This is a genomic window from Streptomyces sp. JB150, from assembly GCF_011193355.1.
Classification (GTDB): Bacteria; Actinomycetota; Actinomycetes; order Streptomycetales; family Streptomycetaceae; genus Streptomyces.
The window spans coordinates 287,454-306,751 of sequence record NZ_CP049780.1; the positions used below are offsets into that span (position 1 = coordinate 287,454).

General features: G+C 74.2%; 18 protein-coding genes. 10 read left to right on the forward strand and 8 right to left on the reverse strand.

Annotated features, from left to right (window positions below; translation table 11 throughout):
• Positions 1 to 118: 118 nt before the first annotated feature.
• The 4 genes from G7Z13_RS33450 to gvpO all read right to left on the reverse strand — a co-directional run bounded on the left by G7Z13_RS33450 (position 119) and on the right by gvpO (position 2,536).
• Positions 119 to 271 (reverse strand): hypothetical protein, encoded by a 153-nt coding sequence (locus tag G7Z13_RS33450; protein ID WP_240926075.1) that lies wholly within the window; start codon positions 269 to 271, stop codon positions 119 to 121.
• 88 nt (positions 272 to 359) lie between these two features.
• Positions 360 to 1,583 (reverse strand): alginate lyase family protein, encoded by a 1,224-nt coding sequence (locus G7Z13_RS01350; RefSeq protein ID WP_165995237.1) that lies wholly within the window; start codon positions 1,581 to 1,583, stop codon positions 360 to 362.
• A gap of 135 nt (positions 1,584 to 1,718) precedes the next feature.
• A complete protein-coding gene (locus G7Z13_RS01355; protein ID WP_165995239.1) occupies positions 1,719 to 2,057 on the reverse strand; it encodes a DUF1330 domain-containing protein in 339 nt (112 codons plus the stop codon).
• 89 nt (positions 2,058 to 2,146) lie between these two features.
• Complete coding sequence (gvpO, locus tag G7Z13_RS01360) at positions 2,147 to 2,536, reverse strand: gas vesicle protein GvpO (RefSeq protein ID WP_240926449.1); 390 nt, start codon at positions 2,534 to 2,536, stop codon at positions 2,147 to 2,149.
• Positions 2,537 to 2,883: 347 nt separating this feature from the next.
• On the opposite strand from gvpO, the gene G7Z13_RS01365 reads away from it, so the two are divergent.
• The 3 genes from G7Z13_RS01365 to G7Z13_RS01375 all read left to right on the forward strand — a co-directional run bounded on the left by G7Z13_RS01365 (position 2,884) and on the right by G7Z13_RS01375 (position 6,356).
• Positions 2,884 to 3,900, forward strand: a complete 1,017-nt coding sequence (locus tag G7Z13_RS01365) for an alpha/beta hydrolase (RefSeq protein WP_165995242.1) — start codon at positions 2,884 to 2,886, stop codon at positions 3,898 to 3,900.
• Between the two features lie 325 nt (positions 3,901 to 4,225).
• Complete coding sequence (locus G7Z13_RS01370) at positions 4,226 to 5,581, forward strand: diacylglycerol kinase family protein (RefSeq protein WP_165995243.1); 1,356 nt, start codon at positions 4,226 to 4,228, stop codon at positions 5,579 to 5,581.
• A gap of 154 nt (positions 5,582 to 5,735) precedes the next feature.
• Positions 5,736 to 6,356 carry a hypothetical protein gene (locus tag G7Z13_RS01375; protein ID WP_165995244.1) on the forward strand — a complete coding sequence of 207 codons (621 nt, stop codon included), beginning with the start codon at positions 5,736 to 5,738 and terminating at the stop codon, positions 6,354 to 6,356.
• 27 nt (positions 6,357 to 6,383) lie between these two features.
• On the opposite strand, the gene G7Z13_RS01380 is transcribed toward G7Z13_RS01375, so the two are convergent.
• A complete protein-coding gene (locus G7Z13_RS01380; protein WP_165995245.1) occupies positions 6,384 to 7,127 on the reverse strand; it encodes a sporulation protein in 744 nt (247 codons plus the stop codon).
• Positions 7,128 to 7,240: 113 nt separating this feature from the next.
• Between G7Z13_RS01380 and G7Z13_RS01385 the strand changes: the two genes are divergently transcribed.
• The 3 genes from G7Z13_RS01385 to G7Z13_RS01390 all read left to right on the forward strand — a co-directional run bounded on the left by G7Z13_RS01385 (position 7,241) and on the right by G7Z13_RS01390 (position 9,873).
• Positions 7,241 to 8,002: a polyprenyl synthetase family protein gene (locus G7Z13_RS01385; RefSeq protein WP_240926076.1), complete on the forward strand. Its 762-nt coding sequence runs from the start codon at positions 7,241 to 7,243 to the stop codon at positions 8,000 to 8,002.
• Positions 8,003 to 8,239: 237 nt separating this feature from the next.
• Positions 8,240 to 8,371, forward strand: coding sequence for a hypothetical protein (locus G7Z13_RS34005; RefSeq protein WP_277347442.1), 132 nt, complete (start codon positions 8,240 to 8,242; stop codon positions 8,369 to 8,371).
• A gap of 221 nt (positions 8,372 to 8,592) precedes the next feature.
• A complete protein-coding gene (locus G7Z13_RS01390; protein WP_165995247.1) occupies positions 8,593 to 9,873 on the forward strand; it encodes a hypothetical protein in 1,281 nt (426 codons plus the stop codon).
• A gap of 84 nt (positions 9,874 to 9,957) precedes the next feature.
• On the opposite strand, the gene G7Z13_RS01395 is transcribed toward G7Z13_RS01390, so the two are convergent.
• Together G7Z13_RS01395 and G7Z13_RS01400 are read right to left on the reverse strand one after the other, a co-directional pair.
• Positions 9,958 to 10,380 (reverse strand): helix-turn-helix transcriptional regulator, encoded by a 423-nt coding sequence (locus G7Z13_RS01395; protein ID WP_165995248.1) that lies wholly within the window; start codon positions 10,378 to 10,380, stop codon positions 9,958 to 9,960.
• Positions 10,381 to 10,410: 30 nt separating this feature from the next.
• Entirely contained in the window at positions 10,411 to 10,821 is a 411-nt protein-coding gene (locus G7Z13_RS01400) for a VOC family protein (RefSeq protein ID WP_165995249.1), read from the reverse strand.
• A gap of 190 nt (positions 10,822 to 11,011) precedes the next feature.
• Between G7Z13_RS01400 and G7Z13_RS01405 the strand changes: the two genes are divergently transcribed.
• The 3 genes from G7Z13_RS01405 to G7Z13_RS01415 all read left to right on the forward strand — a co-directional run bounded on the left by G7Z13_RS01405 (position 11,012) and on the right by G7Z13_RS01415 (position 14,157).
• Positions 11,012 to 11,392, forward strand: a complete 381-nt coding sequence (locus G7Z13_RS01405) for a hypothetical protein (RefSeq protein ID WP_165995251.1) — start codon at positions 11,012 to 11,014, stop codon at positions 11,390 to 11,392.
• Between the two features lie 116 nt (positions 11,393 to 11,508).
• On the forward strand, positions 11,509 to 13,785 hold the full coding sequence (locus tag G7Z13_RS01410; RefSeq protein WP_165995252.1) for a catalase: 2,277 nt from the start codon (positions 11,509 to 11,511) through the stop codon (positions 13,783 to 13,785).
• A 186-nt stretch (positions 13,786 to 13,971) separates the two neighbouring features.
• On the forward strand, positions 13,972 to 14,157 hold the full coding sequence (locus tag G7Z13_RS01415; RefSeq protein WP_165995254.1) for a hypothetical protein: 186 nt from the start codon (positions 13,972 to 13,974) through the stop codon (positions 14,155 to 14,157).
• 294 nt (positions 14,158 to 14,451) lie between these two features.
• Here G7Z13_RS01415 and G7Z13_RS01420 read toward each other — a convergent pair whose 3' ends face one another.
• The gene (locus G7Z13_RS01420) at positions 14,452 to 16,941 is read right to left on the reverse strand and encodes a SpoIIE family protein phosphatase (protein WP_165995256.1); all 2,490 of its coding nucleotides are present in this window, start codon (positions 16,939 to 16,941) and stop codon (positions 14,452 to 14,454) included.
• 208 nt (positions 16,942 to 17,149) lie between these two features.
• Between G7Z13_RS01420 and G7Z13_RS01425 the strand changes: the two genes are divergently transcribed.
• Complete coding sequence (locus G7Z13_RS01425) at positions 17,150 to 19,219, forward strand: SpoIIE family protein phosphatase (RefSeq protein ID WP_165995258.1); 2,070 nt, start codon at positions 17,150 to 17,152, stop codon at positions 19,217 to 19,219.
• Positions 19,220 to 19,298 lie beyond the last annotated feature (79 nt).

Sequence of the window (19,298 nt, forward strand, 5' to 3'; positions counted from 1 at the left end):
TGGGCGGCGGCCTCCTCGGTCCACTGGCGGCGCACCATCGCCGCCAGCGCGTCCGCGGCCTGCTCCAGCTCGGTGCGGGTCGCGGGAGTCGCGGGCCGGGTGCGGTGCCACGACCAGCTCAGCAGCCCCGCCCCGGCGGGAGATCAGCACGCTCAGCGAGGCCGCCGCGGCCTCCCGCGCCCGTGCCGACCACCAGCGCCACCACCGTGACCAGCGCCGCGACACCGACCAGCCCGATCACCCACGGCCGCCACTGCGGCTTGCGTCTCATGGGCGGCGAGTATTCACAGAGGGCAGCCGTGGGGTGGGGGAGGGCGGTCGGCGGCGCGTCAACGCGCCGGGGAGGACGCGTGCGGGAGTCAGGAGACGTTGTCGCCGTGCGTCAGCGTCTCCCAGGCGACGAAGAGGTTGTTCGTGCCCATGGGGCGGCGGGCCAGGGTGTATGTCTCCGTGTTGGTCATGGCGTGGCCGAGGCGGTTGTGCAGGGCGTTGTAGCCGACCTCGGTGACCGGGCCGAGGCCGCGCGTGACGGTGCCGCCGCAGAGCCAGGACGGCGGCTGGTTCCGTTCGTACGTGGCGTGGAAGCCGAGGGCGTGCCGGATCCGCTCGCCGAACTCGGGGTAGAGGTCCTGGCCCTGGATGCGTGAGGTCTCGGCGACCTGGGCCATGGCGGCGATGCCGTAGCCGGTGTGCGTGAAGTCGCGGCAGGTCTCCTGGGAGAGGCCGTTGACGAAGGTGGTCTGGCCGTGCCAGTAGGCGATGATCTCGTCGCGGGTGTCACGTCCGTCGCCCGGCTTGGTGCGCGGCAGGGCGCCGTCGGAGGTCAGGTAGACGTACGCGGGGACGCGGTTGCGGTAGAGCGCGACGGCCCGGTCGTAGATCGCCTTGTCGTCGAGGAAGACCCCGATGCCCATGATGGCCTGGATCATGCTCAACTCCCAGTTGCCGTTGGAGTTCGAGCCGTTCTGGATCTCCGGGTAGTAGACGGTGCGCAGCATGGTGGCGAAGCGGCCGGCGTTCGGCCAGTCGCCGTAGACGTGCTTGATGATCTCGGCGGCCTTGGGCCAGGAGGAGGCCGCCCAGGCGGTCTGGAGCGGCGCGTTGCTGTTGGTGTGGTCCCGGACGGTGGCCGACCAGGCGTCCATGATCTGAATCGCCTTGCGGGCGTGGACGGCGTCCCGCGTGACGTACCAGGCGAGCGCGTGGGTGTACGCGGCGATGGCGTCCTCGCGCTCGTCCGTGCAGCCGTAGTCGGGGTTGGAGTAGGAGCCGCACTCGACGACGGCGCGCGGGTGGGGCGTGTACGAGAGGGAGGCGTAGCGCGAGCTCATCATCTGGCTGAAGGCCCCGGCCTGCGGGGCGGCGCCCGCGGTGACCCGGGCGCGCATGGTGTCGAGCTGGGCGCGGCTGACGCCGACGCCGGGGTGGGTGAACACGGCGGGGGCGGCCTGCGCGGCCGGGACGGCGGCGGCAGCGGGGCTGGTGGAGGCGGGCCGGGCGGCCGTGGCCGGTGCCGCGAGGGCACCGGCCAGCAGGGCGCCGGCCACCGCGAGCAGGGCGGGTCTCAGGACTCTTCCAGGCATGGGGGTTGCCTTTCTGACGACACATCACGTTCATGTATGTGATCAGCTCACGCTGACGTGAATGGCGCTGTGGCCGGGAAAGCTAGCGCCCCATCATGAACGCGTCAAGGTCTAGACCTTCGCCCGCCGATGGGCTCACAGAGCGTCGCGTATCGCCTTGGCGGTGGTCGCCGGGTCGTATCCGTCCGGCACTCCCTCGACCAGGATGATGTCCCCCTCGATGTGCCGGGTACGCAGGGGCGCGATCTCCCGGTAGGCGGGCGAGTCCCACCACGCCCGCGCGTCCGCGAGGGTGGGGAAGCCGATCATCACGACCGCCCCGGGCCAGGTGCCCTCCTTCGTCTCGTGCGTCGCGCCGTGCACCAGGAAGCGGCCGCCGTAGGGCTCGAAGGTGGCGGTGATGCGCTCCATGTACTCGGCGATCTCCACGTGCGGGGCGGCGTCGCGCAGGTGGCCGATGATGTAGGCGGTCATGGCGGTCCTTCCGGTCGGGCTGGGCTGCGTGTGCCTGTAACCCTTCCATCCGCCGGGGTGGTCAGTCGATGACCTGAGAGGTAATCGGGTCACGCCTCGGGGCGTCGCGCTCGCGGAGGCGGGAGCAGGGGGCCGAGCGGTCCCAGGTCGATGTTGAGGTCTTCCAGGGTGAGGCCGTAGCGGTCGCACAGCTCCGACATCCGGTCGTGCAGCAGCACCAGCGTCAGCCCGAGCCGCTCCTGGTAGCTGGCCATCACGCTGGTCGTCTCGGGGATGCGTTCCAGTTCCAGGCCTTCCACCTGGGTCTCCCAGCCCTGCTCGGTGGGCTTGAGGGAGGAGACGGATTCCGGTACCCGGCCGAGCAGCTCGCTGAGCTGCTCCAGCGCACTGCGCATGGCCGCCGGAGCGGACACACGCGCCTCGGCGGAGGCCTGCTCTGATGAGGGACGAGCTTCGTTCGGCTCACGATCGCTCGTGATCGTTCACCTTCTCGGTCGTACCCTCCGTCATCGACCCATCCACGCGGCGCACGCCACCGGGGCGGGCCCCGAGTTCGGACCGGTGCCGAGTCGATCAGCGGGGCGGGCGGCGCGATGCATCGCCGGCGGCGACGGATGCCGGGGCCCGGTCCGGGGCACAGGCTTCGGTGGGACGGCGGACGGCGCCGCTGCCGGAGCAGGTTCCGGCCGAGGGCTCGGCCAGGGTTCGGCCACGGTTCGGTTCGGTTGCGGTCACGGGCCGGATGGGCCGGGATTGGCCGGATGGCCGGCCGTACCGGCGTCCCGTAGGTCACGTCGTCTCGTCGTCTCGTCCGGAGAGGGGTCACATGACGAGTCCCGAGCCCCGGTCGCTCACCGCGGCCGTCCCGCCGCCCGTTCCCTTCGATCCGGAGGTGGCGGCCGTGCTGGAGGCCCTGGGCGAGCAGCCGCCGCTCACTCCGGGGGCCATCCCGGAGGTCCGGGCGGCCGTGGCGGCGGGCGCGCCCGGCGACGATGCGCTGCGGTGCGGCGGGGACCTGACGTGGGAGGAGCGCACGGTGTCCGGGGCGCCCGGCGGTCCGGAGGTGACACTGCTGATCGGCCGCCCGGCGGACGCGGGGCCGGGCGCGGGACTTCCGGTGCTGTACCACCTGCACGGCGGCGGCATGGTCGCGGGCGGCCGGCGGCATCTCGCCCCGGACGTCCTGACCTGGACGCGGTCGCTGCGCACGGTGACCGTGTCGGTGGAGTACCGGCTGGCTCCGGAGCATCCCCACCCGGCACCGCTGGAGGACTGTTACGCGGGCCTGGTGTGGACGGCGCGGCACGCCGCGGACCTGGGCGGGGACCCGGAGCGGCTGGTCGTGGTGGGCGCGAGCGCGGGCGGCGGTCTCGCCGCGGGCCTGACGCTGCTGGCCCGCGACCGGGGCGGCCCCGTACCGGCGGCGCAGATGCTGCTGTCCCCGATGCTCGACGACCGCGACCGCACCTGCTCCGGCCGGCAGATGGAGGGGCTGGGCATGTGGGACCGGGTCTCCAACGCCACGGCCTGGAACGCCCTGCTGGACGGCAACGCCGGCGGGGCGGACGTCTCCCCGTACGCGGCCCCCGCGCGCGCCCGCGACCTGTCCGGCCTGCCCCCGGCCTACCTCGACGCGGGCTCGGCGGAGACCTTCCGCGACGAGACCGTCGCCTACGCGGGGCGTTTGTGGCAGTGCGGGGTGCCGTGCGAGCTGCACGTCTGGCCCGGCGGCTGCCACGGCTTCGACGGCCTGGCCCCCGACTCCCGCCTCGCCCACCGCGCCAGGCGGGCCCGGCGCGCGTGGCTCGGCGACGTGCTCGACGCGCTGTCGGCCGGCCGCTGAGCGCCACCCGGCCCGGCCACGCGCAGCCCGGGCGTCCGCGGCGCGGAGCACGGTCCCGCTCGCTGCTGGGATTGCGCGCCGGCCGGGTCAGCCCGTCGGCGTCCGGTCGACAGCCTCCTTCACCTCCCGCAGACCCGCGCCCGTGGGACGGTGCGCGGGGCCCGTACCGTGCGCAGACCCGCACGGAGGGACGCGTCGCCGGGAGCGCCGCCCGCGCGGCCGCCTCCGACGCCGTACGCCCGTGGGCTGTCGCCGTTTTCGGGGAAGTGAACGGGAGGACGACGACCGCCGGGAGGGGTCCGGCGGCGTCAGGGGGAGGAGACGAGTGATACCGGTGGTCAGGGAGTGGGCGCATCGCCGTCAGTCCTGGGCGGCCAGGGCCTCGCTGCTGGCCGCGGCCGCGGCACTGCTGCTGCCGCTGGTGGAGGGGGGTGTCCGCGGCCTGCTGCTGCTCGTGGCGGGGTTCGCGGGCCTGGTCGTGACGTTCGCCGCGCTGTGGTGGACGCTGTCGCGCCGGGGCGCGACACGGCTGGCGGCGGCGACGCTCGCGCTGCTCACGCCCGTCACGGTGGTCACGCTCTTCGCGCGGGCGAACCTGCTGTGGGTGGTCGTGGCGTCCGCGCTGCTGTGGTCGGCGGCCGTGGGGAGCGGCCGGTACGCGCTGCGCACCACGGGGCTGCGGAGCGCGCGGGCCCGGGAGTACCGCACTCCTCCCCCGCGGCGCCCCTTCCTTCTGCTCAACCCCCGTTCGGGCGGCGGGAAGGTGGAGAAGTTCGCGCTGCGGGAGAAGGCCGAGCGGCTCGGCGCGCGGGTGGTGCTGCTCGATCCGGACGAGCGGCAGGACGTGGTCGCGCTGGCCAGGGCGGCCGTCGCCGACGGCGCCGACCTGCTCGGGGTGGGCGGGGGCGACGGAACCCAGGCGCTGGTGGCGGCCGTGGCGGCGGAGCACGGTCTGCCGTTCATGGTGATCTCGGCGGGTACCCGCAACCACTTCGCGATGGACCTGGGCCTGGACCGCGACGACCCGGCGGCCGGCCTGGACGCGCTGACCGACGGTGTGGAGGTCCGCGTGGACCTGTGTTTCGCCGGGGACCGGCCGTTCGTGAACAACGCCTCGTTCGGCGTGTACGGGACGGTCGTGCAGAGCCCCGGCTACCGCGACGACAAGGTCGGTACGGCGCTCGAGCTGCTGCCCGAGCTGCTGACCCGGCAGCGCGGCCCGCGCCTGACGGCGACGGTGGGCCGCAGGACGATCGCCGACCCGCAGGCCCTCCTGGTCAGCAACAACCCGTACCGGCTGGACGATCCGTTCGGCTTCGGCCGGCGCCCCCGGCTGGACTCCGGCCGGCTCGGGGTGGTCGCCGTGAAGGTCGACAACGCGATCGAGGCGGCCGAGCTGTTCCTGGCCCCGCGGGGCCGGCTCACGACGACCTCGCACGACGTGATCGTGGACGCCGACACGCCCGAGGTGGAGGCCGGGCTCGACGGTGAGGCCGTGGTGCTGCCCACCCCGGTCCGCTGCCGGATCGAACGGCGCGCGCTGCGCGTCCGCGTCCCCCGCGAACGGCCCGGCCTCTTCGACCCGCCGCCCCGCCTGGACTGGCGGCGGCTGCGCAAACTGGCGGCGGCGGTGGGGCATACGGCCGTCCGGTCCCGGGACGAGCGGCGGGCGCGCGCGTGAGGGCCGGGCGGGGATCAAGCCTGGGGCGGAGGTGAACCAAGGGGCCACGGCGGCCGTGTACCTCATCACCCCGCGCGGACCGGACGTTTCGGCGCCCACCGGCCGTCACCCGGACCGCGGCGCGGGGAGAGCCGTGGAAGGAGCAGTACGTCCCGTGCCCACTGATCACGCGTGCCGCGCGGCCGCCGAGCAGGCCGCGCGCTGTCTGACCCCCGTGCGCTCGGTCCTGGTGCCCGCCGACCGGGCGGAGCCGGCCGCCGACGCCGAGGTCATGCCCGTCGTCCTGCGCGACTACCTGGGCGTGCGCGCGCGTCCGTCCGCGTCCCGGGCGTCCGGGGGCAGACGTCCGGCGCCGGTGGACGTCGCCACGGGCGCGGTCGTCCTCGGGATGTGTCTGGACGGCCTGCGGGCGGAGCTGACCGGCACGCTGGCGGCCTGGCACGCGGATCTGGGCACGCGGCTGCACCAGGCGCTCACCGGTCCGCTCGCGGCGGGGCGGCAGGCCGACGCCTGGCAGCCGCTGGCGGATCTGCAGCAGCGCGCCCACGAGGTGCTGACCGCCGTCGCCGGCAGCGGCCGGGGCGGCGCGGCGGGGCCGCGGTCGCTGGTCGCGCGGTTCGTCCTGCTGGAGGACGCCGTCTGCGGCGTACTGCGGCGGATGGGCGTTCCCGCCGATACGGCAGGCGCGTGCGCGGGCGGGCTCACCGCCGCGGCCGGTTCCCTGTTCGGGCTGGCCCTGGGCGAGGGCGACGGTGTGGCGGGCCGGCCCGTATGACCGGACCGGCCGCCGCGCTCCGACGCGTCAGCGCAGGAAGGTGGCGCGCATGTGCTCGTCGATGCGCTTGGTCCAGGCGGCCTGGTCCAGGTCGGCGTAGGTGAACAGGTGCGGGCCGGACGAACCGGTGATCAGGTCGAGCGAGTCGGGGCGGGCCACGAACACCGACTCCAGCTGGCCGTCGCCCCGGCCGTACTCGCGCGGGAACCAGGTCTCGATCTCCTGCCAGTAGCCGACCTTGGAGTTCTCCCCGCCCCTGGGCGTGCCCAGCTTCACCTCGGCCTCGTCGAAGCGGAAGCCGAGGTCGACGTAGGCCTGGAGGATCGCGTCCTGGGCGGGCAGGGCGTGGACCTGGAACTCGTCGAAGTCGCCCTTGTCCACGGAGTTGTCGATGGCCAGCTCGGTGCGCACGGCCACGCGCGCGCCGCGCAGCCGCCGGCCGCCCAGCACATGGGTGAGCGGCATCTCCCACGGCAGCCGGATCGCGATCCGCTCGGTGCGCTGCTCGCCCGCGTGCAGGGTCAGCGGGCCGTTCAGGGTCTCGGAGACGATGGTGAACGGGTTGTCCCAGCCCGTCTCCGACTGCTCGCGGTCCTCCGCGCGCGTCACCACGTCCAGCCGCAGCCGCTCCACCTCCACGTCCGCGCCGCCGCCGCGCAGGTGGACGGTGGCCTCCAGGACGTCGCCGGGACGGACCGTGGAGGTGGCCAGCACGGTGTCGACCTCGGGCGCGTTGATGCCGAGCGAGCTCAGGAACTTGCGGAATGCCATGAAAGGGGTCCCCCCTCGGGACGATCATGCCGGACTGTCCCGCGCACCCTACCCGCCGCCTCCGCGGGGCCGGGACGGGCCCCGGCCGCGACCGGCGTGCAGGTTCGGGCGCCATGGCCGACACCGCTGATCCCGTCGAGGAGACGAGGGCCCGCGTCGCCGGGTACGAGAGCCGCTTCAACGCGCGGTTCGCCGCCTACTTCGACACGCTGGCCGCGACCCTGGACGCACCGGGGTTCAGCCGCTTCGCGCCCGAGTGCGTGGGGCTGCTGCGGGAGCTGTCGCCGCGCGGCGGCAAGCGGATGCGGGTGGCGCTCCTGTACGAGGCGGCGCGCCTGGTGACGGCAGGTCCCGTCGCGGGGCTGGACGCGGCCGCGCTGAGCGTCGAGCTGCTGCAGACCCATGGGCTGATCCACGACGACATCGTCGACGACAGCCCCGTCCGCCGGGGCGGCCCGAGCACCCACCAGGCCTACCGCGAGCGGTTCCCCGGGCATCCGCGGACCGCGCTCGGTCTGGCCGTCCTGGCGGGGGGACCTGGCGCCGGCGCTGTCCCTGCGCGTCCTCCTCGACTCCGACGCGCCGCTGCCCGTGCGGCACGCCATGGTCGAGGCGCGGACCCGGGGGCGGTGGACACGTTCGTCGGGCAGATCGTCGATCTGGAGCGGGACTTCACCGCCGGTCCACCGGACGAGGAGGTCCTGCACGCGGTGGCGGACTACAAGTCGGCCCGCTATTCGCTGCTGGCCCCATGGAGCTGGGGCTGCTGGCCGCCGGCGCGCAGCCGGGGCGCCACGCGGCAGAACTGCGGCACTACGCCCGGCTGGTGGGGTCTGCGGGCAGATGCGCGACGACTACCTGGACCTCTTCGGTGACCCGGAGGTCACGGGCAAGCCGGTCGGCACCGATCTGCGCGAGGGCAGGCGCACGTACGCGGTCCGCGCCTGCTGTGCGCCGTCGGGGGTGGGGAGTCCGGCGCCGGCGGTGCGGAGTCCAGCGTCGGCGGTGCGGAGCGTGCCGTCGTCACCTCCGCGCTCGGCGACCCGTCCTGCTCGGCGCAGACCGTCGCCGCCGTCCGGGAGATCGCTGAACGCCACGGTGTGCCGGAGCGGATGCGCGCCGAGATGCGCCACCACGCGGAGTCGGCCTCCGCGCTGGCCGGCACCTGGTGCGGGCGGTGGCGGGACGAGGCGGTCGCCTTCTTCGCGTACCTGCCGGTGTGGAGCGTGGAACGCACGGCGTGACTGACGGTGGCCGGCGCACGGTCCCGTCCGGTCCGGCCCCGGTGACCGGGACGACACGGCGTCGGGGGTGGCCCCGCCCGTCACCCGGTCGCTGAGGCCGGGAGCGGCGATCGCGCCGCGGGCGCACCACTTCCCGGGACGCGGCGCGGCAGGTCGACTGGAGGACGTGCGGCTCGCGGCCCAGGCTGGTGAGGTGACTGTCGGCCCGACCGAGGAGCGCCATGCCGGATCCCGAGAAGCGTCGCCGGCTGCCGCGGCTCCTCCCGGCGCTCGTCGCCGTGGCCTTCGTGCTGCTGCACGTCGTCGGCTATCCCGCGACGCGTTTCTCCAACGACTCCTACCGGTACGCCCGTCAGGCCTACGAGTTCCTCGGTGACTCCCCGCGCGAGGCCACGCGCAAGGCGGTCGCCGCGTACTGCGCGGACACGGCCAGGCTGGTCGAGCGCAACCGCAGGCTCCACCAGCTGCGATTCCGGGAGCCCGGCCGCGAGGCCGCCTACGCGGCGCGCTGCGAACGCGAGTACGCGCGCGGTCTCGAACCCACCGACCCCCGCTACGAGGAGATCTTCCACGCCCGGCCCGGATACCCGCTGCTCGCGGCGCCCTTCGTGGCGCTGCTCGGCGCCAAGGCCGGGCTCACGCTGGTCGCCCTCGCCTGCGTCACGCTCGCCGGATACCTCGTCTTCCGGCTGCTGCGCGCCCTGCGCGCCCCGCCCGCGGCCGCCCTGCTCGGCCAGATCCTCTGTTACGTGACCCCGCTCGCCGCCTGGGGCGGCCGGCCGCTGGCCGAGGGCCCGACGATCGCGCTGACGACCGCGCTGCTGCTGGCCTCGGTGTGGCTGCTGCGCAACCGGGTGCTGCCGGGTGCGGCGCTGTTCACCGGAGCCCTGGTGTGCGGACTCGCCGTCAGGTACTCCAGTTTCCTGGTCGTGGCCCTGTTCCTGACGGCCGCCGCCGTGTCCTCGCTGCTCTTCGTGCGGTCCGTCCGGCACCGCGGCGGCCGGTGGCTGGCCGGGCTGTCGGCGGGCGGCACGCTCGCCGCCGTCGCCTCGAGCAAGGTTCTCGGCCTGCCCGGCACGACCGACTCGCTCCAGGACACCTTCACCCTGCACTGGACCCGGCCCGAGATCGCCGATCCCTGGCAGGCCCTCGTGCGCCTCAACCTCAACTACTGGGAGCAGTGGCTGCTGAAGGAGGCGCTCGCCCCGATGCTGCTGTTCCTGCTCGCGGCGGGCGCGTGGGGCGTGTGGCAGCGCTCCGTGCCGGTCGCCCTGTGCGTGATCGCCATGGGGGCCACCGGCTTCGCGACGGCGGCGGCGCACCCGCTCGCGGTCGAACTCGACCGGCTGTACGTCGCCGTCTGGCTGATCCCCGTCATCGGCGTCCCCCTGGCACTGGCCCGGCTCGCCCGCCCCGCGCCGGAGCGGTCACCGGCGGCCGTGGACCCGCCCGCGACCGGGGACGACGACGGCGCGGCGGAGCCGGAGACCGCGTCGCGGTGAGGGGAGACGGGAGGCGTGGGGAGACGAGGCGACCGGAGACCGCGTGAGAGCAACGGGGAGCCCTCGTGGAGCCGAGGGGCGCGCTCAGGGCGTGCGGGCCGGCTCCGGGGCACACCGCTCCGGGGACGGGGGCCGCGGCGCCGCGTGCCGCCGGTAGGCGCCGGGCGACATGCCGGTCCGTGCGGCGAAGTGGGCACCGAAGGCGGCCGGTGAGCCGCAGCCGACGGCGCGGCGGACGTCGGGGACGGCGAGGTCGCCGCGGCGCAGCAGCGCTTGTGCGCGTTCGACGCGTCGCCTCATCAGGTAGGCGTACGGCGACGCGCCGTAGGCCAGCCGGAACTGGCGGCAGAGGTGGCCGGTGGTCATGCCCGCGCCGCGCGCGAGCGCCGGGACGTCCAGTGGCCGGGCGTACTCGCGGTCGATGCGGTCGCGGACGCGGCGCAGTCGCGCGAGGTCGGCGAGCCGCTGTGCGGCGATGCGTGCGCGCCCCCAGGCGGGGTGACACATGAAGAACTCCTTGTCCGGGGATGCGGCGGGTCAGCGCAGTTCCTGGATGCGGATCAGATTGCCCGCGGGATCGCGGAACGCGCAGTCGCGGATGCCGTACGGCTGCTCGGTGGGTTCCTGGACCACCTCGGCGCCGTGGGCGCGCACCTTCTCGAAGGTGCCGTCGAGGTCCGGGGTGGCCAGCAGGATCCAGCCGTAGGTGCCCTTGGCCATCATCTCGCGGATGGTCTGCCGCTCGGCCTCGGTGATCCCGGGGTCCACGGCCGGCGGGGCGAGCAGGATGGACGTGTCGGGCCGGCCGGCGGGGCCGACGGTGATCCAGCGCATCCTGCCCTGCCCGACGTCGGTGCGGACCTCGAAGCCGAGGGCGTCCCGGTAGAAGGCCAGGGAGGCGTCCGGGTCCTCGTGCGGGAGCGAGGTGGTGTGAATGGTGATGTCCATAACGATCAGGCTAGGCGCGGGTCCGGCACCCGCGCTTCTCCCTTCCTGACCGAAGCCCCCCGGCCATGACCGCGGCGTCGCGTCCGCCGCTCCCCCGGTCCGTGGGTGTCGCCCGGCTGCGCCTGTCCGGTCGCGGCGCGGGCGGAGGGCGGTGACGCTGAGGGGGGCACGGGTGAGAAGGAGTTGTGCCATGAACAAGTCGTCGTGGGTGCCGGCCGCGGTGCTCGCCGTGTCGGTGCTGTGCGCCGCGGCCCCCGCATCGGCCGCCACCACCGCGCAGCCCGCCGCCACCGCGCAGACCGCCGCCGACCCGGTCACCGCCGCCGCGCAGACCGCCGTCGGACCGGTCACCGCCACCATGCGGGCCGTCCCGGCGCCGACCGTCGCCGCGCGGGCCGCCTCCCCACAGGTGTTTCCCGCCCGGGGCGCCGTCAGGGCTCCCCTCGACATCACCGCGGGCGAGTGCGCCCAGGGCGGCGGAATGATCACCATCATCGCGGACGGCACGGTGCCGGGCGGGTTCGCGAAGACCTGCCAGGGCGGCGTCCACGACGGCCAGGCGATCATCTGACCGTGTCCTCGGTGAACCCGGTCCCCGGCAGCGCTACTGACCGGCGCGGATGGGGGTACCCGCCGCGCGCGCCCGCAGGGCGGCACCACACGACACGAGCCAAGGAGCCAGGACGTATGAGCGAGGCCAACCCTCTCAAGCGCGCGGTCCACAAGGTCGCCGACAGCCTGACGGGCGACGGCGGGCCTGCGGAGGGGATCCCCGGGAAGCCGGGGGCCGAGTCGCCGTCGGTCGCCGAACCGACCGAGCCGAGGGAGCCGCTGCCGCCGAAGCCCGACCAGAGCGGCCCGGAGACGGTGTCACCGACCGGTCAGCCCACCGGCGCGGACCAGGCGCGGATGGCTCAGTCCGGCGCCTACCTGACGACCGCCCAGGGAACGCGGCTGCACGACACCGACCACTCGCTGAAGGCGGGTCCGCGCGGACCGGTGCTGTTGCAGGACCACCATCTGCGCGAGAAGATCATGCACTTCGACCACGAGCGCATCCCGGAGCGCGTGGTGCACGCCCGGGGCGCGGCGGCGCACGGGATCTTCCAGAGCTACGGCACGGCGGCCTCCGTGACGAAGGCCGCGTTCCTCGGCGAGGACGTGGAGACACCGGTGTTCGTGCGGTTCTCCACGGTGCTGGGGTCGCGCGGATCGGCCGACACGGTGCGTGACACCCGTGGGTTCGCGACCAAGTTCTACACCAGCGAGGGCGTCTTCGACCTGGTCGGCAACAACATCCCGGTCTTCTTCGTCCAGGACGCGATCAAGTTCCCGGACGTCATCCACGCGGGCAAACCGCATCCGGACCGGGAGATCCCGCAGGCGCAGAGCGCGCACGACACCTTCTGGGACTTCGTCAGCCTGCACACCGAGGCCGCCCACCACACGCTGTGGAACATGTCCGACCGGGGCATCCCGCGCTCGTACCGGATGATGGAGGGCTTCGGCGTCCACACCTTCCGGCTGGTGAACGCCGAGGGCAGGACCACGCTGGTGAAGTGGCACTGGAAGCCGAAGCTGGGCGTGCACTCCCAGGTGTGGGAGGAGGCACAGATCACCAGCGGCGTCGACCCCGACTTCCACCGCCGGGACCTCGCGGACGCCATCGAGGCGGGCGCGTACCCGCAGTGGGAGCTGGGCATCCAGACCTTCCCCGACACCCCGGACCAGACCTTCGAGGGCATCGACCTGCTGGACCCGACGAACATCGTCCCGGAGGAACTGGCGCCGGTGCAGCCGGTCGGGCTGCTCACCCTGAACCGCAACCCGTCGAACTTCTTCGCCGAGACCGAGCAGGTCGCCTTCCACGTCGGCCACCTGGTGCCCGGCATCGACATCACCGACGACCCGCTGCTCGCCGGGCGGCTGTTCTCCTATCTGGACACCCAGATCACCCGGCTGGGCGGCCCCAACTTCGCGCAGCTGCCCATCAACCGGTCGCACGCGCCGGTCAACGACATGCAGCGCGACGGCATGCACCAGACGGCCGTGCACCGCGGTGTCGCCCCCTACCGGCCCAACTCGCTCGACGGCGGCTGCCCCTTCACGGCGGGCGCGGACATGGGGGCGTACGTCGAGACACCGGTGCGGGTGCCGGAGGCGGCGAAGGTGCGCGAGGCGCCCGAGTCGTTCGCGGACCACTTCAGCCAGCCGCGCCGGTTCTGGCTGAGCATGAGCCCGGTGGAGCGCGAGCACATCATCGGCGCGTACGTCTTCGAACTCGGCAAGTGCTACGAACAGGCCGTCAAGGAACGGCAGTTGCAGGTGCTCGCCAATATCGACCCGGAGCTGTGCGAGGAGGTGGCGCGGGGGCTCGGCCTGCCCGCTCCGTCGCCGACGGTGCCGCTCGCCGACGTGGCGCCCAGCCCGGCGCTGTCGCAGGTCGGCGAGACCTGGCCGGTCGACGGGCGCATCGTGGGCATCCTCACCGGCGCGGACGGTGACCTGGACGGCGTGCGGGAGGTGCGCGAGGCGGTGTTGAGCGCCGGCATGGTGCCGCTGGTCGTCGCGCCCGTCGGCGGGGTCCTCGGTTCGGGCGACGGCGCGGTCACGGTGCAGCGCACCTATGTCACCGCGCGTTCCGTGGAGTTCGACGCGGTGCTGCTGGCCGGCGCCCCCGGTGTGGGCGGCGACGCGTACACCGCCCGCGACGCGAAGTCCACGCCGTCCGCCGCCGATCCGGCGGCGTGCGATCCGCGGGTCCGGCTGCTGCTGGCCGAGGCCTTCCGGCACGGCAAGGCGATCGGCGCCTGGGCGGGCGGCAAGGCCGCCCTCGAGGCGGCCGGCGTACCCGCCGACGCGCCCGGTGTGATCCTCACGGACTCCCCCACGGCCGCGCTGGAGCAGGTCGTGCGGCTGCTGGGCGCGCACCGGGTGTGGGAGCGGTTCACGACGACGGTCTGACGGGCACGGGCACGGGTTCCGGCACGGGCACCCCGGCACCCCGGTTCTCGGTGAGGCACACGGGGCGGCGCGGCGGCCCCTGCGGCGCGGTGCGCCCTACGGCGTACGGAGCGCGCGGAGGGCCGCGCCGCCCTGTGTGAGCTGCTGAGAGGATGACGGGACCGTCGACCGGAGGGGAAACCGACCGTGACCGTACGCGTGCTGTCCTGTGTGGCGCTGCTCGCCGCGGGCGGTTGCGTCTGTGTGGTCTGGGCGGCGCGCGGCGGACCCCGCTGGGTGCGCGCGGTCGCGCGGGGGACACTGCTCGCGGGCGAACTGGTCGGCCGGTCGGCGCGTGCGCGTGACAGCCGGGACGGCGACGCGGACGACTGACCTCCCGGGCGGTGCGCCGCTCCCCCGGTGCCGCGTCTCATGGGGCGGGCGTCCCTCCCGGCCGGTGTCACACGGCGGCGGCGACCGGTGCCGTACGCGCGTGACATCGACGACAGCGGACGGGCGGGAGCAGCCGGCGGCCGAAGACCACGACGGGCTCAAGGGGGACAGGGACGACGGGCCGCCGGCGGCGAGGTCGGCACCGTGCCGGCGGTGACCTTCGCCGACGGCCTCGTCACGCTGTAGGCCGTGCGTGATGCCGGAGCGGTCCGGAACCGTCCGAGCGCCCCACCCTCACCCGGAGGCGGGGGCGGGCGGCGACGCGGGGAAGTCCTGTTCCGCCCAGATGATCTTGCCGTCGGGTGTGTAGCGGGCGCCCCAGCGGTGGGCGAGCTGGGCGACCAGGAAGAGGCCCCGGCCGCCCTCGTCCGTGCTGCGGGGGTGCCGCAGGCGCGGGGCGGTGCTGCTGCCGTCGGCGACCTCGCAGGTGAGCCGGGAGTCGCGGATCAGCCGCAGGCGGATGGGCGGGGCGGCGTGACGGATGGCGTTGGTGACGAGTTCGCTGACGATCAGCTCCGTCGTCATGGCCAGGTCGGTGAGGCCCCAGGCCGTCACCTGCCGGGTCGCCCGTGCGCGGACGTCGGCGACGGCGGCCGGGTCGGCGGGTACGTCCCAGGAGACCACGTGCTCGGCGTCCAGGGCGTGGGTGCGGGTCAGGAGCAGGGCGACGTCGTCGCGCTGGGACAGTGGCACCAGGTCCTGGACCGCGGTGCGGCAGTGGGTGCCGAGGTCGGGGGCGGGGCGGGCGAGGACCTGGCCGAGCCGGAACATGCCCGCCTCCAGGTCGCCGCCCGGTCCGGCGATGAGCCCGTCGGTGTACAGGCCGAGGAGGCTGCCCGGGGGCAGTTCCATCTCGCCGGACTCGAAGGCGATGCCGCCGAGGCCCAGCGGGGGTCCGGCGGGGGGTTCGGGGAACGAGACCTGTCCGTCGGGAGTGACGACGACGGGCGGCGGGTGTCCGGCGCGGGCCATGGAGCAGCGCCCGGTGACCGGGTCGTAGACGGCGTACAGGCAGGTCGCCCCGAGGAAGGCGGTCGCGCTCCGGTTGGCGCCCTCGTCGGCGGCCGGTTCCTCGCTCAGCCGGAGCACGAGGTCGTCGAGGTGGGCGAGGAGTTCGTCCGGGGGCAGCTCCATGTCGGCGAGGGTCTGTACGGCGGTGCGCAGCCGGCCCATCGCCGCCGCCGCGGTGATGCCGTGGCCGACGACGTCGCCGACGACGAGCCCGACGCGGGCGCCGGAGAGGGGGATCACGTCGAACCAGTCGCCGCCGACCCCGCCCGTCGCGTCGGCCGGCAGGTAGTGGGAGGCCACCTCCAGCGCCTGCCCGCCGGTCAGCGCGTGCGGCAGCAGGCTGCGCTGGAGGGTGACCGCCGCGGTGTGTTCGCGGGTGTAGCGGCGGGCGTTGTCGACACACAGCGCGGCCCGCGCGACCAGCTCCCGGGCCAGCAGGATGTCGTCGGACTGGAAGGAGACGGGGTTGAGCGAGCGCAGGAAGGTGGCGAGCCCGAGCACGGTGTTCCGGGCGCGCATCGGCACGGAGATGAGCGAGTGCAATCCGTACGAGCGCATAGCGGCCAGCCGCTCGGGTGGTTCGCCCGCCCACATCTCGTCGGACGGGTCGAGGACCGGGATGAGGACCGGTTCCCCGGTGATGAGCATGTTGAGGTCGCCGGGCGGCGTGATGAAGTCCACGCGGTCGCCGACCCGCGCCACGGCCTCGGGGCAGCCCTCGCGCACCGAGCTCATCCCGGCGCGGCGCATCACCGGCCGCTCGGACGCCGACCCCTCGGCGGACGGCCAGGCGTCGGGCCCGGTGGCGCTGACCACGGACTCCAGGAGGTCGACGATGACGAAGTCCGCGAAGCGGGGCACGGCGAAGTCGGCGAGCTCCTGTGCGGTGCGCGTCACGTCCAGCGTCCGGCCGATGCTGTTCCCGGCCTCGTTGACCAGCGACAGCAGCCGGCGGACGTTCCAGCGCTCGGTGACGTCCAGGACCATGTAGCAGACGCCGCTGACGGCCTCGTCCGCGTCGACCAGCGGGAAGAACGAGGTGGAGTAGGCGTGCGGGCGGTGCGGGTCGGCCCAGCTCCAGCCCACGTACTCGTAGTCGGTGATCGGGACCCCCGTCTCCAGCACCTTGCGCATCAGGCCCTCGATGGCCTCCCCCTGCAATCCGGGCAGCACCTCGCTCAGCCGCCGGCCCAGGCGCTGCTCGCGGGGCACGCCGCCGAAGCGTTCCAGGGTGTCGTTGAGCCAGACGTAGCGCAGGTCGCGGTCCATCACGGCCATGCCGACCGGTGAGCGGGTGAGGAATCCGTCGAGGACGGACCGGCCGACCGTCCACTGCGGGCGCCGCTCGCGCGCGGAGAGCAGGAAGCACTCGGCGCCGCCGATCCGGAAGGACGCCGACACCCGCAGGTCGACGTCGATCGGGTGGCCGTCGCGCCGCCGGACGGTGATCACGCCGCTCCAGCCCATCCCGGACCGGCACCGCTCGACGACGGCGGCCACCCGGGCGGGATCGGCGCGCACCGCCACCAGGGGCGCGGCGGACCGGCCGACGAGCTCGGACGCCGGATGGCCGAGCAGTTCCTCGGCGGCCCTGGTCCAGGCGAGCACGACACCGTCGGCGCCGAGGACGACGGCGGCGTCGGTGGACGCGTCGAAGAGATCACGCGTTGCCGCGGACGCGGGCGGATCGGAGCCGCCCCGCACAGATTCCATGGAGCCCTCCTCCAGGACCATGTTCCCTTCTGACCGCGATGTGCGCACGATCCGCGGGAACGAACCGGGCGAAACCGCGACTGGGCAAGACAGCGGCCCGGAGGGAGCATGGAAGGGCCGGCGGTCACGGCAGTACGGCGACACCCGCGGGAGCCGGGCCCGTGCCGCCTGCCGGCCGGCCGGCCGAGCCGGTACAGGAGGCCCAGGGATGACAGCCGAATCCTTCCCACGCGACGGTGACGCCTACGACCCGGCGCCGCCGCGCCGGCAGACCAGCCTGCTGGACGTGCTGAGCGTGGCCGCGCTGGTCCTCGACATCGACGGCCGCATCGTGTTCTGGACCCCGCAGGCCGAGGATCTCTTCGGCTACACCGCCGAGGAGGCGCTGGGCAAACCGGCGGCACGGCTGATCATCCACCCCGAGCACTACCAGGCGGTCCTGAAGATGTTCGCGGAGGTGCTGGAGACGGGCCGCAGCTGGGCCGGCGCGTTCCCGGTCCGGCACAAGGACGGCAGCGGTCGTCTGATGGAGTTCCGCAACATGCGGCTGCTGGACGACCTCGGGGACGTGTACGCCCTGGGACTGGCCGCCGACCACACCCTGCTGCAGCGGGTGGAGACCGACCTGGCGCTGTGCGAGCGGCTGATCAACCAGTCCCCCATCGGTCTCGCCCTGCTCGACCCCGAGCTGCGGTATCTGCTGGTCAACCCGGCGCTGGAGCGGATCGACGGGATTCCCGCCGAGGACCACATCGGCCGCCATCTGCGGGACGCCGTGCCCTTCCCCGACGTCGACACCGTCGAGTCCGCGCTGCGTCAGGTGCTCACCACGGGCACTCCCCTGCTCGACCAGTACCACGTGGGCCGGCCCCTGGCCGATCCCGAGCACGAGCGGGCCTGGTCGCTGTCCTTCTACCGGCTGGAGGACCCCGGCGGGCGGGTGCTCGGCGCGGCCGCGTCGGTCGTCGACGTGACCGAGCGGCACCGGGCGGCCGCCGAGGCGGACCGGGCCCGGCGGCGGCTCGCCCTCATCGCCGACGCGTCCACCCGCGTGGGCACCACCCTGGAGGTGGAGCACACCGCGCGGGAGCTGGCCGAGATCGCGAGCCCGGAACTGGCCGACGTGGTCGCCGTGGACGTCCTCGACTCGGCGCTGGCGTGCCGCCGGATGCGGACCCCCGACAACGGGCCGGAGCTGTTCCGCGCCCTCGCCCTGAAGGCGGCGCATCCGACGGTGGCGCTGAACGCCGCCGACCCGCCGGGCCACCTCGCCGCCTACGAGGGCGACCGGCTGGTCACGCTGTGCGTGCACACCGCCCGGCCGATCCTCGTCCGGCATGTCGGCGACCGGGATCTGCCGCGGATCGCCCGCGACGACGAGGCCGCCGCGCTGCTGGCGCGCGCCGGGGTGCACTCGTACCTGGCCGTCCCGCTGACCGCGCACGGCGAGGTGCTGGGCGCGCTCGACCTGAAGCGCACCCACAACCCGCTGCCGTTCGACGAGGACGACGTCATCCTGGCCGGTGAGCTGGCCAGCCGGGCGGCGGTGGCCATCGACAACGCCCGCTGGTTCCAGAGCGTGCGCAACACCGCGCTGACCCTCCAGCGCAGTCTGCTGCCGGACCACCCGCCGCACCACACCGGTCTGGAACTGGCCTCCCGGTACCAGCCGGCGCAGGCCACCAGCGAGGTCGGCGGCGACTGGTACGACGTGATCCCGCTGAGCGACGACAAGACCGCGCTGGTCGTCGGCGACGTGATGGGCAACGGCATCGACGCCGCCGCGACGATGGGCCGGCTGCGCACCGCGACGTGCGCCTACTCGGATCTGGACATGGATCCCGGGGAGGTGCTCCGGCACCTCGACAAGATCACCTGCGATCTGGAGCACTACATCGTCACGTGTCTGTACGTCGTGTTCGACCCGCGCACGCGGCGGTGCTGCATCGCCAACGCGGGGCACATGCCGCCCGCGCTGGCCCGCACGGGCCGGCCGCCCGCCCTGCTGGACCTGCCCCCCGGGACACCGCTGGGCGTCGGCGACATGCCGTTCGAGACGACGACGGCCGCGCTCGGCCCCGGCGATCTGCTCGTGCTCTACACCGACGGCCTCGTCGAGACCCGCCAGCACCCCATCGACGACCGTCTGAACACCCTGCTCGGCTTCCTCGACGAACCCGGACGCCCGCTGGAGGAGACCTGCGACCTGCTCCTGTACGGCCTGCGCCATCCCGACGACCACGACGACGTGGCCCTGCTCGTGGCGCGGGCCCTGTGACGGGGTGGCCGGGCTCCCGCGCTCCCCGCACGCCGAGGCCCGGCCCCGGTCCCCGCGTACCGCAGCGCCAGGTCGAGGC